Raw genomic sequence first — 12,724 nt, forward strand, 5'->3', positions numbered from 1 at the left:
CGCCGCGACCCCCGGTCGCTCGACGGACTTTCTTGCTGTAGTAGAACAATCAAGAGGAGAGCGCTGTGTCGCGTAGACGCGTCGTGGTCACCGGTCTCGGTATGCTGTCGCCGCTGGGCCCGGATGTGGCCTCCAGCTGGCAGGGTATTCTGGCCGGGAACAGTGGTATCGGCCCCATCGAGCATATGGATGTGTCGGCCTTCGCTACCCGCTTTGGTGGTTCGGTCAGGGACTTCAAGGTCGAGGATTACCTCCTGGCCAAGGAAGCCCGCAAGATGGACCTCTTCATCCAGTACGGTCTGGCCGCCAGTTTCCAGGCGATCCGCGATTCCGGGCTGGAAGTCACCGACGCCAACCGCGAGCGGGTCGGCGTGGCCATGGGCTCGGGCATCGGCGGCCTGACCAATATCGAGAACAACGCTCGCTCGCTGTTCGAGCAGGGGCCGCGGCGGATCTCGCCGTTCTTCGTGCCCGGCTCGATCATCAACATGATTTCCGGCTTCCTGTCGATCCACCTGGGCGCACAGGGGCCGAACTACGCCATTACCACCGCCTGCACCACCGGCACCCACAGCATCGGCATGGCGGCGCGCAACATCGCCTATGGCGAGGCCGACGTGATGATCGCCGGTGGCGCCGAAATGGCCACCTGCGGTCTGGGCCTGGGTGGCTTCGGCGCCGCGCGCGCGCTGTCCACCCGCAATGACGACCCGACCCGCGCCAGCCGTCCCTGGGATCGCAATCGCGACGGCTTCGTGCTGGCCGACGGCGCCGGCGCGCTGGTGCTCGAGGAGCTGGAGCATGCCCGGGCGCGCGGTGCGAACATCTACGCCGAGCTGGTCGGCTTCGGCATGAGCGGCGACGCCTACCACATGACCGCGCCGCCGGAGACCGGCGACGGCGCCGCGCGCTGCATGCAGAATGCCTTGCGCGACGCCGGTCTGAACCCGGAGCAGGTGCAGTACATCAACGCCCACGGCACCTCGACCCCGGCCGGCGACCTGGCCGAGGCAGCGGCGGTCAAGCGGGTGTTCGGCGAGCATGCCTATCGACTGGCGGTCAGCTCCACCAAGTCGATGACCGGCCACCTGCTGGGCGCCGCCGGCGCGGTGGAGGCGATCTTCAGCATCCTCGCCCTGCGCGACCAGGTGGCGCCGCCGACCATCAACCTCGACGAGCCGGACGAGGGCTGCGATCTCAACTTCGTGGCGCACGAGGCCCAGGCCCTGCCGCTCGACGTGGCGGTGTCCAACTCCTTCGGCTTCGGCGGCACCAACGGCACCCTGGTGTTCCGCCGCTTCGCCGGCTGATGCTGGCGTGGATCGACGGTCGGCCGGCGGAGCAGCTGCCGCTGACCGACCGCGGTCTGGCCTACGGCGATGGGCTGTTCGAGACCATCGCCGTGCGCGCCACGCGGATGCCGCTGCTGGAGCGGCATCTGGCGCGGCTGGCGCAGGGCGCGCAGCGCCTGGCACTGCCGCTCGACCTCGAATCCCTGCGCGCCGAGCTGGAGGCTTTCGCCGATCAGCTCGGCGACGGCGTCGCCAAGCTGATCGTCACCCGTGGCGATGGGCTGCGCGGTTACGCGCCGCCGCCCGCCGCCCGCTGCCGGCGCATCCTGACCGGCAACCCGCCTGCGGCCTATCCCGCCGCCCACCGCGAGCGCGGTGTGCGCCTGTTTCCCTGTGCGACCCGGCTGGCCGAGCAGCCGCTGCTGGCCGGCCTCAAGCACCTCAACCGTCTCGAACAGGTGCTGGCCCGCGGCGAATGGCAGGACCCGGCCTTCGCCGAAGGCCTGATGCGCGATACCGCCGGGCGGGTGGTGGAGGGCGTGTTCAGCAACCTGTTCCTGGTGCGGGAGGGCGTATTGCTGACTCCGGCGCTCAAACGCTGCGGGGTGGCCGGCACCATGCGTGCGGAAATCCTCGCCCGCGCCGCGCAGACCGGCATCGCCACCCAAGTGCGCGACATCGACCACTCCGAACTGCTGGTCGCCGACGAGGTGTTCCTCTGCAACAGCCAGTACGGCATCTGGCCGGTGGTGGCGCTGGAGGAACGGCGCTGGGCGGTCGGCGAGACGACCCGTAAACTGCAGGGCCTGATCGACGACCTGCTGGGAAATTCCCCGTGAAACGTGCATTGCTTTATCTGCTGCAGGGCACCGCGCTGTCCGTCGGCCTGTTCCTCGTCTTCGCCGGCTGGCGCCAGCAGGTGGCCCTGGAGCAGCCGCTGCGCCTCGCCGAGGAGCGTCTGCTGGAAGTGGGCGCCGGCTCCACGCCCAATGGCCTGCTCAACGGCCTGGAGGGCGAGGGCGTGCTCGATGGCGCCCTGTGGCTGCGCCTGTACTGGCGCTTCAATCTCGACGGCCAGCCGCTGCATGCCGGCGAATACCGCCTGACTCCCGGGCAGACGGCCCGCGAGCTGCTCGGCCAGTGGCAGCGCGGCGAGGTGGTGCAGTACAGCCTGACCCTGGTCGAGGGCTGGAACTTCCGCCAGTTGCGCGCCGCGCTGCGCGCCCAGGAGCGTCTGGAGCAGACCCTCGCCGAGGTCGACGACGCCACCCTGATGGAGCGCCTCGGGCTGCCCGGCGAGCACCCCGAGGGGCGCTTCTTCCCTGACACCTACCACTATGTACGCGGCATGCGCGACATCGACCTGCTGCGCCAGGCCCACGAGCGCCTCGGGCAGGTGCTCGACGAGGAGTGGGCGCGGCGTGCCGAGGGCCTGCCCTACCGTGACGCCTACCAGGCGCTGGTGATGGCCTCGCTGGTCGAGAAGGAGACCGGCGTGCCCGACGAGCGCGCCGAGATCGCCGGGGTGTTCATCCGCCGTCTGCGTCTGGGCATGTTGCTGCAGACCGATCCGACGGTGATCTACGGCCTCGGCGAGCGCTTCGCCGGCAAGCTGACCCGCGCCCACCTGCGCGAGCCGACGCCTTACAACACCTACACCAACCCGGGGCTGCCGCCGACGCCGATCGCCATGGTCGGTCGCGAGGCGATCCGCGCCGCGCTCAACCCCGCCGACGGCGACACTCTGTACTTCGTCGCCCGCGGCGACGGCTCGCATGCCTTCTCGCGCACCCTCGACGAACACAATCGCGCGGTGCGCGAATATCAGCTCAAGAGACGCGCGGACTACCGTTCCAGCCCGCCGCCCAGCCAGGAAAAGACCCCGTGAGTGGCCTGTTCATCACCCTCGAAGGCCCCGAAGGGGCCGGCAAGAGCACCAATCGCGACTATCTGGCCGAGCGCCTACGCGCCGCCGGCTGCGACCTGCTGCTGACCCGCGAACCCGGCGGCACGCCGCTGGCCGAGCGGATCCGCGAGCTGCTGCTGGCGCCCAGCGCCGAGCCGATGGCCGCCGACACCGAGCTGCTGCTGGTGTTCGCCGCCCGCGCCCAGCATTTGGCGCAGGTGATCCGCCCGGCGCTGGCCGCCGGCAAGGTGGTGCTCTGCGACCGCTTCACCGACGCCACCTACGCCTACCAGGGCGGCGGCCGCGGCCTGGCCGCCGAGCGCATCGCGGTGCTCGAACAGTTCGTCCAGGGCGAGCTGCGCCCCGACCTGACCCTGGTGTTCGACCTGCCGGTGGAGGTCGGCCTGGCCCGCGCCGCCGCGCGCGGCCGGCTGGACCGCTTCGAGCAGGAGGCGCAGGACTTCTTCGAGGCGGTACGCCAGACCTACCTGGCCCGCGCCCGCCTGGCGCCGCAGCGCTATCGCCTGCTGGACGCCGCCCAGCCGCTGGCCGCCGTGCAGGCCCAGCTCGATCGTCTGCTGCCCGAGCTGCTGGAGCGCGCCCGTGGCTGAGGCTTATCCCTGGCAGGCCGGGCTCTGGCAGCAGCTGGCGCGGCGCGAGCGTCACGCCCATGCCTACCTGCTGCACGGCCCGGCCGGGATCGGCAAGCGCGACCTGGCCGAGCGCCTCGGTGCGCTGCTGCTGTGCGGCGCCGTGCGGGACGATGCCGCCTGCGGCGCCTGCAAGTCCTGCCTGCTGCTGCGCGCCGGCAGCCATCCGGACTTCTTCGAGCTGCAGCCGGAGGAGGCGGACAAGCCGATCCGCGTCGACCAGGTGCGCGAACTGGTCGATTTCGTGGTGCAGACCGCCCAGCTCGGCGGGCGCAAGCTGGTGCTGCTGGAGCCGGCCGAGGCGATGAACCTCAACGCCGCCAACGCCCTGCTGAAAAGCCTCGAGGAGCCCTCGGGCGAGACCGTGCTGCTGCTGGTCAGCCACCAGCCCAGCCGTCTGCTGCCGACCATCCGCAGCCGCTGCCAGCAACTGGCCTGCCCGCAGCCCGCGCCGGCGCAGGCCGCCGCCTGGCTGGGCGAGCGCCTGCCGGGCGTCGACGAGGCGGCGCGTCGGCGCCTGCTGGCGCTGGCCGCCGGCTCGCCGCTGCGCGCCCTGCAGCTGCAGCAGGAGGGCGTGCTGGAGCAGCGTGCCCTGGTCGAGGAGGGCCTGAAACGGTTGCTTAAGCAGCAGGTGGCGGCCCCGGAGCTGGCCGAGAGCTGGAAGCCGATCGCTCTGCCGCTGCTGCTCGACTGGTTCTCGACCTGGGCGCTGCAGGTGCTGCGCGTGCAGATGGCCGGCATCGAGGCGGTCGAGGACGACGGCATGGCCAAGGTGCTCGGCTATCTGGCCGAGCGCGCGCCGCTGGCGCGCCTGCTCGAACTGCAGGACTGGCTGCTGGCCGAGCGGCAGAAGGTGCTGGGCAAGGCCAACCTCAACCGCGCCCTGCTGCTTGAAGCGCTGCTGGTGCGCTGGGCCGCCCTGCCGGGCGGCGCCTGAGTGCCGGCGGGCCGGCAGTTGCGGCGCGCCGCGGCCGGCCTGCTAGAATCGCCAGCCAATCCATCAGGAAGGAACCTGTCCATGTCGGCGACTCCCGCTGCCCGCAACGCCATCATGAGCCTGGTGCTCAAGGACAAGACGCAACTCTACGCCGCCTACATGCCGTTCCTGCGCAACGGCGGCCTGTTCGTGCCGACCGCCAAGCCCTATCGACTGGGCGACGAGGTCTTCGTGCTGCTCAGCCTGCCGGGCGAGGCGGAAAAGATCCCGGTCGCCGGCAAGGTGGTGTGGATCACCCCGCAAGGCGCCCAGGGCAACCGCGTGGCCGGGATCGGCGTGCAGTTCGGCGACGGCGACCAGGCCCTGCGCAACCGCATCGAGACCTGTCTGGCCGGCACCCACCATTCCGAACGGCCCACCCTGACCCTGTGAAGATGCTCGTAGACTCCCACTGCCACCTCGACCGCCTTGACCTCTCCGCCTATGACGGCAGCCTCGACGCCGCGCTGGACGCAGCGCGCGCCCGTGGCGTCGGCCGCTTCCTGTGCATCGGCGTCAGCGCCGGCAACGCCGCGGCGGTCCGCCAGCTGGCCGACACCTACGCCGACGTGTACTGCTCGGTCGGCGTGCATCCGCTGGACCTGCAGGCCGGCCAGGCGCCGGCCCTCGACTGGCTGCTGGCCGAGCTGAACCACCCGCGGGTGGTGGCCATCGGCGAGACCGGCCTGGACTACCACTACCAGCCCGAATCCGCGCCGCTGCAGCAGGACAGCTTCCGCCTGCATCTGGAGGCGGCGCGGCAGACCGGCAAGCCGGTGGTCGTGCATACCCGCGAGGCGCGCGCCGATACCCTGGCGCTGCTGCGCGAGGCCGACCTGTCCCAGGCCGGGGTGCTGCACTGCTTCACCGAGGACTGGGCGATGGCCCGCGCCGCGCTGGACCTGGGCTACTACATCTCGCTGTCCGGCATCGTCACCTTCCGCAATGCCGAGGCGCTGCGCGAGGTGGCCCGGCAGGTGCCCGCCGACCGCCTGCTGGTGGAAACCGACGCGCCCTATCTGGCGCCGGTGCCCCATCGCGGCCGGCCGAACCTGCCCGAGTATGTGCGCGACGTCGCCGAGTACCTGGCGGTGCTGCGCGGGGTCGACGTCGAGACCCTGGCGGAGCAGACCACCGCCAACTTCGCCCGGCTGTTCCCGCTGGCCGGCTGAACGGCGGGCAAAAAAAACCCGGCTTCTGGGGGAGGAATCCGGGTCAAAGACCATTAGGAGTAGAACCGGAACGGACGTCCCACGCCGTTCCGCCTGACGGGTACTTGGGGGGAGTACCGCAGATCAGTGAGCTGAGTATTGATCAATATTTGACCGCTCGCCGCATGGGGAGCCCCCGTTCTTAAACGGATTTGCAATAGATCGCCACCGTCTGAGTGCGCTTGGCGACAAGATCGCCGCCTATCCCTCAGGCAAGCGTGCGCAGCAGCTGCAGCGTTTCCTCCAGGACCGTCTCCGGCGTATAGAAGTGCGGCGACAGGCGGATGCCGCCGCCGCGCTGCGCGCACACCACCTGCTGCGCCTTGAGCTGCTCGAACAGCGTGGCGTTGTCCCGGCCGTCGAGGCTGAAGGTGACGATGCCGGCGCGCCGTTCGGGCTCGGCGGGGCTCAGCAGCCGGGCGCCGGGGAGCGCGGCGAGGGTCTCGTGCAGGTGGCGCACGCGCTCCTCCAGCAGGCCGGCCACCTGTGCCATGCCGACCTCTTCGAGCAGCGACAGGCTGGCCTCCAGGGCCATGGCGCCGAGCATGTTCGGACTGCCGCACTCGAAGCGCCGCGCGCTGCGCGCCGGCTGCCAGTCGCGGCGCTCGTAGTTGCCGACATCCTCCAGCATGTGCCAGCCGTACTCGTGCAGCTTCAGCTGCTCGCGCAGGTCGCGGCGGCAGTAGAACACACCCAGGCCTTCCGGGCCGAGCAGCCACTTGTGGCCGTCGGCCATGGCGAAGGCGCAGTCGCTGGCCTGCACGTCGAAGGGCTGGGCGCCGAGCTGCTGGATGGCGTCGACGCAGAGCAGCACGCCGCGCGCCCGGCAACCGGCGCCGAGACGCTGCAGGTCCAGGCGCAGGCCGCTGGCGTACTGCACGGCGCTGATCGCCAGCAGGCGGGTGCGCGCCGTGCAGGCGGCGAGCAGGGCGCCCTCCGGGTCGTGTCCGGCCAGTCCGACCTCGATCACCTCCACGCCCAGCGGGCGCAGCGCCTCCCAGACCACCCGGTTGGAGGGAAACTCCTCGTCGCTGATCAGCACCTGATCGCCGGCGCGCCAGTCGAGGCCGAAGGCGACGAAGGACAGCGCCTCGGAGGTGTTCTTCACCAGCGCCACGTCGGCCACCGAGGGGGCGTTGAGCAGGTTGCGCAGGCGCTGGCGCAGGCGGTTCTCGACCTGCAGCCACTGCGGGTAGTCGCGGGCGCCGATGCGCAGGTTCTGCTCGGCGAACGCGCTGACCGCGTGGCTGGCGCGGCGCGGCCAGGGGGCGACGGCGGCGTGGTTGAGGTAACGCAGGCCGGGCTGCTGGGGAAATTCGTCGTGCCAGGAGTGCATCGTGACGGGCTCCGTGAAGTCGGGTCGGTTGCGGGCATAATAGCGCGTGCACGCGGTGCGACCCGACGTGGACAGTCTGGCCCGCCGGGGTGTGGGTGAGCGCCGGGCAGTCGGTGTCCGATGGCTAACGAGGGAGACGGTGATGAGCGAGACGAAGGGGAGTGCGGAGGCGCTGCTGGGGCAGATTCCGCGTCAGGAGGCGGGGCCGGCGCCGGTGCATCTGTGGAATCCGCCGTTCTGCGGCGACATCGACATGCGCATCGCCCGCGACGGTCGCTGGTTCTACCAGGGCACGCCGATCGGCCGGCCGGCGCTGGTGCGGCTGTTCTCGAACATCCTGCGCCGCGACGGCGACGACTACTTCCTGGTGACTCCGGTGGAGAAGGTCGGCATCCGCGTCGAGGATGCGCCCTTCGTAGCGGTCGAGATGCAGGTCGAGGGGGAGGGCGAGGCGCAGGTGCTACGTTTCGTCACCCAGGTCGGCGACAGCGTGGTGGCCGATGCCGAGCATCCGCTGCGGGTGGTGGTCGATGCGCAGAGCGGCGAGCCGGCGCCCTATGTACGGGTGCGCGCCAATCTGGAGGCGCTGATCCATCGCAACCTGTTCTACCGACTGGTGGATCTGGCGGTGCCGGTGCAGGTCGGCGGTGCGTCCGCTCTCGGCGTGTGGAGTGGCGGTCGGTTGTTCGGGCTGGGGACGCTCTGAACGGACAAGGCCCTGCAGTGCAGGGCCTTGTGGGAGTGGCTTACATGTTGGGGTAGTTCGGCCCGCCGGTGCCTTCCGGGGCGACCCAGGTGATGTTTTGCGCCGGGTCCTTGATGTCGCAGGTCTTGCAGTGCACGCAGTTCTGCGCGTTGATCTGGAAGCGCTGGCCGCCGTCGTCGCCGGCGACGATCTCGTAGACCCCGGCCGGGCAGTAGCGCTGCGCCGGCTCGTCGTACAGCGGCAGGTTCTGCGCCAACGGGATGCTCGCATCGCGCAGCTTCAGGTGGCAGGGCTGGTCTTCCTCGTGGTTGGTGTTGGAGAGGAACACCGAGGACAGTTTGTCGAAGCTCAGCTTGCCGTCCGGTTTGGGGTAGACGATCTTCGCGCAGGCCGCGGCCGGCTTGAGGCGGGCGTGGTCGGGGGTGGTGTCGCGCAGGGTGAACGGCAGCTTGCCGCCGAACAGGTTCTGGTCGACGAAGTTGAACGCCCCGCCCAGCAGGGTGCCGAACTTGTGGATCGCCGGGCCGAAGTTGCGGCTGCGCTGAAGTTCGTCGTACAGCCAGCTGGCCTCGAAGGCCTTGACGTAGTTGTTCAGTTCGTCGCCGCCCTCGCGGCCGGCGGCCAGCGCCTCGACGATGGCGTCGGCGGCGAGCATGCCGGACTTCATCGCGGTGTGGCTGCCCTTGATCTTGGCGAAGTTCAGGGTGCCGGCGTCGCAGCCGATCAGCGCGCCGCCGGGGAACACCAGTTTGGGCAGCGAGTTGAGGCCGCCCTTGCAGATGGCGCGGGCGCCGTAGGCGATGCGCTTGCCGCCTTCCAGGTACCGGGCGATGGTCGGGTGGTGCTTGTAGCGCTGGAACTCGTCGAACGGTGACAGGTGCGGGTTGCTGTAGGACAGGTCGACGATCAGGCCGACCACCACCTGATTGTTCTCCAGGTGGTAGAGGAAGGAGCCGCCGGTGTTCTCGCTGCCGGTGATGTCCAGTGGCCAGCCGGCGGTGTGCACCACCAGGCCCGGTTCGTGTTTCGCCGGGTCGACTTCCCACAGTTCCTTGATGCCGATGCCGTAGTGCTGGGCGTCGGCCTCGGCATCCAGCTTGTAGCGGGCGATCAGCTGCTTGCCGAGGTGCCCGCGGCAGCCCTCGGCGAACAGGGTGTATTTCGCGCGCAGTTCCATGCCGGGGGTGTAGAGGCCGTCCTTGGGGTTGCCTTCGTGGTCGACGCCCAGGTCGCCGGTGACGATGCCGCGCACCACGCCCTGCGCGTCGATCAGCGCTTCCTGGGCGGCGAAGCCCGGATAGACCTCGACGCCGAGGGCCTCGGCCTGCTGGGCCAGCCAGCGGCACAGGTTGCCGAGGGAGATGATGTAGTTGCCCTCGTTGTGCATGGTCCTGGGCACCAGGGCATCGGGGATGCGGGTGGCGCTGTCGGCGTTCTTCAGCAGGTAGATGTCGTCGCGCTTGACCGGGGTGTGCAGCGGCGCGCCCCGCTCCTTCCAGTCGGGGAACAGTTCGTTGAGGGCGTGCGGCTCGAACACCGCGCCGGAGAGAATGTGTGCGCCGACTTCGGAGCCTTTCTCCACCACGCAGACACTGACGTCCTGTCCGCTGGCGGCGGCCTGCTGCTTCAGTCGGCAGGCGGCGGAGAGACCGGCGGGGCCGGCTCCGACGATGACGACGTCGAATTCCATGTATTCGCGTTCCACACTCAATCTCCTGTACAAGGCTTCAAGGTCTGCTTTTTCTGGAATTGCCGTGCTTCGGCTTATTGGATCGCAGTATATCCGGGGTGTGCAGAGCGTCCAATACAAACGTTCGTTTGAATCCGACGAAACACGCATATAATAAGGCTTTGCGCCCGGTGGACGAAAGGCTGGGCGTATTGACCGGGTAGGGGGATGCGGTCAAGATACCGGCGATTTTGGTGGTCGCGGTATAGCTGAGGGTCGGTTCTGGCCGACAGTCATCCCGGCCGGGTGCGCCTTGGCGTTACCTTCTTAACTCACCGGAGAACACGAGGAATCCATGAAGATTCTGGTAGCTGTCAAACGAGTGGTCGACTACAACGTCAAGGTTCGCGTCAAGGCGGACCACTCCGGCGTCGACCTGGCCAACGTGAAGATGTCGATGAACCCGTTCTGCGAGATCGCCGTGGAAGAGGCGGTGCGCCTGAAGGAAAAGGGTGTCGCGACCGAGATCGTGGCCGTGTCCGTCGGCCCGGCCCAGGCCCAGGAACAGCTGCGCACCGCACTGGCCCTCGGCGCCGACCACGCCATCCTGGTCGAGTCCGCCGACGAGTTGAACTCCCTGGCCGTGGCCAAGCTGCTCAAGGCCGTGGTCGACCGTGAACAGCCGCAGCTGATCATCACCGGCAAGCAGGCCATCGACAGCGACAACAACCAGACCGGGCAGATGCTCGCCGCGCTGACCGGCTTCGCCCAGGGCACCTTCGCCTCCAAGGTGGAAGTCGCCGGCGACAAGGTCAACGTCACCCGCGAGATCGACGGCGGCCTGCAGACCGTGGCCCTCAAACTGCCGGCCATCGTCACCACCGACCTGCGCCTCAACGAGCCGCGCTACGCCTCCCTGCCCAACATCATGAAGGCCAAGAAGAAGCCGCTCGACGTGCTGACGCCCGAGGCCCTCGGCGTGTCCACCGCCTCCACCGTGAAGACCCTCAAGGTCGAGGCGCCGGCCACCCGCAGCGCCGGCATCAAGGTCGGCTCGGTGGCCGAGCTGGTCGAGAAACTGAAGAACGAAGCGAAGGTGATCTGATGGCAATCCTGGTACTCGCCGAGCACAACAACGCAGCCCTGGGCGCTGCGACCCTGAACACCCTGGCCGCAGCCCAGCAGATCGGCGGCGACATCCATGTGCTGGTCGCCGGCAGCGCCTGCGCCGCCGTTGCCGAAGCCGCCGCCCAGGTGGCCGGTGTCGCCAAGGTGCTGGTCGCCGACAGCGCCGCCTTCGCCCACCAGCTGCCGGAAAACGTCGCCCCGCTGCTGGCCGAGCTGGGCAAGGGCTACGGCCATGTGCTGGCCGCCGCCACCACCACCGGCAAGAACGTGCTGCCGCGCGTTGCCGCGCTGCTGGACGTCGACCAGATCTCCGAGATCGTCAAGGTCGAGAGCGCCGACACCTTCCAGCGCCCGATCTATGCCGGCAACGCCATCGCCACCGTGCAGTCCAGCGCGGCGATCAAGGTGATCACCGTGCGCGGCACCGGCTTCGATGCCGTGGCAGCCGAAGGCGGCAATGCACCGATCGAAGCGGTGAGCGGCGGCAGCGATGCCGGCATCTCCGCCTTCGTCGGCGAAGAGCTGGCCAAGTCCGAGCGTCCCGAGCTGACCGCCGCCAAGGTGGTGGTCTCCGGCGGTCGCGGCATGCAGAACGGCGAGAACTTCGCGCTGCTCTACAAGCTGGCCGACAAGCTGGGCGCCGCGGTCGGTGCCTCGCGCGCGGCGGTGGACGCCGGCTTCGTGCCCAACGACATGCAGGTCGGCCAGACCGGCAAGATCGTCGCGCCCGAGCTGTACATCGCCGTCGGCATCAGCGGCGCGATCCAGCACCTGGCCGGCATGAAGGACTCCAAGGTGATCGTGGCGATCAACAAGGACGAGGAGGCGCCGATCTTCCAGGTCGCCGACTACGGCCTGGTCGCCGACCTGTTCGACGTGCTGCCGGAGCTGGAGAAAGCCCTCTGAGGGTTTGAGGCTCGACGAAAAACCCGCTCATCCGAGCGGGTTTTTCATATCGACGGGCGTCGGTCGCCATGACGCCTGCGGTTACACTGGCGGCGGTCCGTTGCCGTCTGCCGAGCGCGAGGTTATCCATGTCCACCCGAGCAATCCTGGCCCATCTGGGGCTGGCCCTGCTGCTGTTGCCCGTCGCCCAGGGGGCGCTGGCCGCCGGCAAGTGCGAGCGCCTGGTCGCCACCGGTCATCCCGACCAGCCGCCCTATCTGTGGCGCGACCCGCAGCAGCCCAAGCAGTTGATCGGCGCCAGCGCCGACCTGCTCAAGGCGCTGGGCAAGGAGCTGGGCGTGCGCATCGACGTGCTGCACAGCGGCTCGCGAGCGGCCGCCGAGGGCGCCGCCCGCAGCGGGCGGGTCGATCTGCTGGCCGGCAGCTACCTGAGCGTCGAGGCGCTGGAGCAATTCGACTTCATTCATCCGGCCTACCTGGAGGTGCCGGTACAGGTCTGGAGCCTGGCCGACAAGGCGCCGCTGTTCACCCGCCTGGACGATCTGGCGCGGCATCGCGGCGCGTTGCTCGGCGCCGGCGACTATCCGCCGGCGCTGCGCAGCCAGCTCGAACAGGGGCTGGCTCTGCGCCCGGCCACCGAGCCGGCGACGGCCCTGCAGCAGTTGCGCCAGGGCCGCCTCGACTTCCTGGTGATCGAGCGCCAGGCCGGTCTGGCGCTGCTGCAGCGCGCCGGCGCAGCGGGCGAGGTGCAGGCCCTGAGGCCGGAGCTGGGCAGCGAGCCGCTGTACCTGGCGCTGTCGCACAACTCGGCCTGCAACGACCCCTGGCTGCGCGGGCAGTTGGCGAAGAAACTGACCGAATTCCGCGCCGCCGGCCTGCCCGAGCAGTTGCTGCAGCGCAATCTGGCGGCGTGGCAGGCCCAGCAGGGCCAGGGCACGCCTTGA

General features: G+C 69.5%; 13 protein-coding genes. 11 read left to right on the plus strand and 2 right to left on the minus strand.

Features of this window, described 5'->3' with window-relative positions; genetic code table 11:
- Window positions 1–65: 65 nt before the first annotated feature.
- From fabF to BLU22_RS10470, 7 genes are all read left to right on the plus strand, one after another.
- On the plus strand, window positions 66–1,310 hold the full coding sequence (gene fabF / locus BLU22_RS10440) for a beta-ketoacyl-ACP synthase II (protein WP_090214211.1): 1,245 nt from the start codon (window positions 66–68) through the stop codon (window positions 1,308–1,310).
- Window positions 1,310–2,131 carry an aminodeoxychorismate lyase gene (gene pabC, locus BLU22_RS10445; RefSeq protein ID WP_090214213.1) on the plus strand — a complete coding sequence of 274 codons (822 nt, stop codon included), beginning with the start codon at window positions 1,310–1,312 and terminating at the stop codon, window positions 2,129–2,131. Before fabF ends, pabC begins: the two co-directional genes overlap by 1 nt.
- Complete coding sequence (gene mltG, locus BLU22_RS10450) at window positions 2,128–3,180, plus strand: endolytic transglycosylase MltG (RefSeq protein ID WP_090214214.1); 1,053 nt, start codon at window positions 2,128–2,130, stop codon at window positions 3,178–3,180. The genes pabC and mltG overlap by 4 nt, the downstream gene beginning before the upstream one ends.
- A complete protein-coding gene (gene tmk, locus BLU22_RS10455) occupies window positions 3,177–3,809 on the plus strand; it encodes a dTMP kinase (protein ID WP_090214216.1) in 633 nt (210 codons plus the stop codon). The genes mltG and tmk overlap by 4 nt, the downstream gene beginning before the upstream one ends.
- Complete coding sequence (locus tag BLU22_RS10460) at window positions 3,802–4,785, plus strand: DNA polymerase III subunit delta' (RefSeq protein ID WP_090214217.1); 984 nt, start codon at window positions 3,802–3,804, stop codon at window positions 4,783–4,785. Before tmk ends, BLU22_RS10460 begins: the two co-directional genes overlap by 8 nt.
- Before the next feature lie 81 nt (window positions 4,786–4,866).
- Window positions 4,867–5,217, plus strand: coding sequence for a PilZ domain-containing protein (locus tag BLU22_RS10465; protein ID WP_090214219.1), 351 nt, complete (start codon window positions 4,867–4,869; stop codon window positions 5,215–5,217).
- 2 nt (window positions 5,218–5,219) lie between these two features.
- Entirely contained in the window at window positions 5,220–5,996 is a 777-nt protein-coding gene (locus tag BLU22_RS10470; protein ID WP_090214220.1) for a TatD family hydrolase, read from the plus strand.
- 247 nt (window positions 5,997–6,243) lie between these two features.
- Here the strand turns inward: BLU22_RS10470 and BLU22_RS10475 are convergent, their stop codons facing one another.
- Window positions 6,244–7,371: an aminotransferase class V-fold PLP-dependent enzyme gene (locus BLU22_RS10475; RefSeq protein ID WP_090214222.1), complete on the minus strand. Its 1,128-nt coding sequence runs from the start codon at window positions 7,369–7,371 to the stop codon at window positions 6,244–6,246.
- A 142-nt stretch (window positions 7,372–7,513) separates the two neighbouring features.
- Here BLU22_RS10475 and BLU22_RS10480 point away from each other — a divergent pair, with 142 nt between their 5' ends.
- Complete coding sequence (locus tag BLU22_RS10480; RefSeq protein WP_090214224.1) at window positions 7,514–8,077, plus strand: DUF1285 domain-containing protein; 564 nt, start codon at window positions 7,514–7,516, stop codon at window positions 8,075–8,077.
- A 40-nt stretch (window positions 8,078–8,117) separates the two neighbouring features.
- Here the strand turns inward: BLU22_RS10480 and BLU22_RS10485 are convergent, their stop codons facing one another.
- On the minus strand, window positions 8,118–9,782 hold the full coding sequence (locus BLU22_RS10485; protein WP_090214225.1) for an electron transfer flavoprotein-ubiquinone oxidoreductase: 1,665 nt from the start codon (window positions 9,780–9,782) through the stop codon (window positions 8,118–8,120).
- Between the two features lie 319 nt (window positions 9,783–10,101).
- On the opposite strand from BLU22_RS10485, the gene BLU22_RS10490 reads away from it, so the two are divergent.
- The 3 genes from BLU22_RS10490 to BLU22_RS10500 all read left to right on the plus strand — a co-directional run bounded on the left by BLU22_RS10490 (window position 10,102) and on the right by BLU22_RS10500 (window position 12,724).
- Window positions 10,102–10,851 (plus strand): electron transfer flavoprotein subunit beta/FixA family protein, encoded by a 750-nt coding sequence (locus BLU22_RS10490; RefSeq protein WP_090214227.1) that lies wholly within the window; start codon window positions 10,102–10,104, stop codon window positions 10,849–10,851.
- Window positions 10,851–11,780 (plus strand): electron transfer flavoprotein subunit alpha/FixB family protein, encoded by a 930-nt coding sequence (locus tag BLU22_RS10495; RefSeq protein ID WP_090214228.1) that lies wholly within the window; start codon window positions 10,851–10,853, stop codon window positions 11,778–11,780. The genes BLU22_RS10490 and BLU22_RS10495 overlap by 1 nt, the downstream gene beginning before the upstream one ends.
- A 128-nt stretch (window positions 11,781–11,908) precedes the next feature.
- Window positions 11,909–12,724: a substrate-binding periplasmic protein gene (locus BLU22_RS10500; protein WP_090214230.1), complete on the plus strand. Its 816-nt coding sequence runs from the start codon at window positions 11,909–11,911 to the stop codon at window positions 12,722–12,724.

Origin of the sequence: Pseudomonas guangdongensis (assembly GCF_900105885.1) — a bacterium.
Classification (GTDB): Bacteria; Pseudomonadota; Gammaproteobacteria; order Pseudomonadales; family Pseudomonadaceae; genus Geopseudomonas; species Geopseudomonas guangdongensis.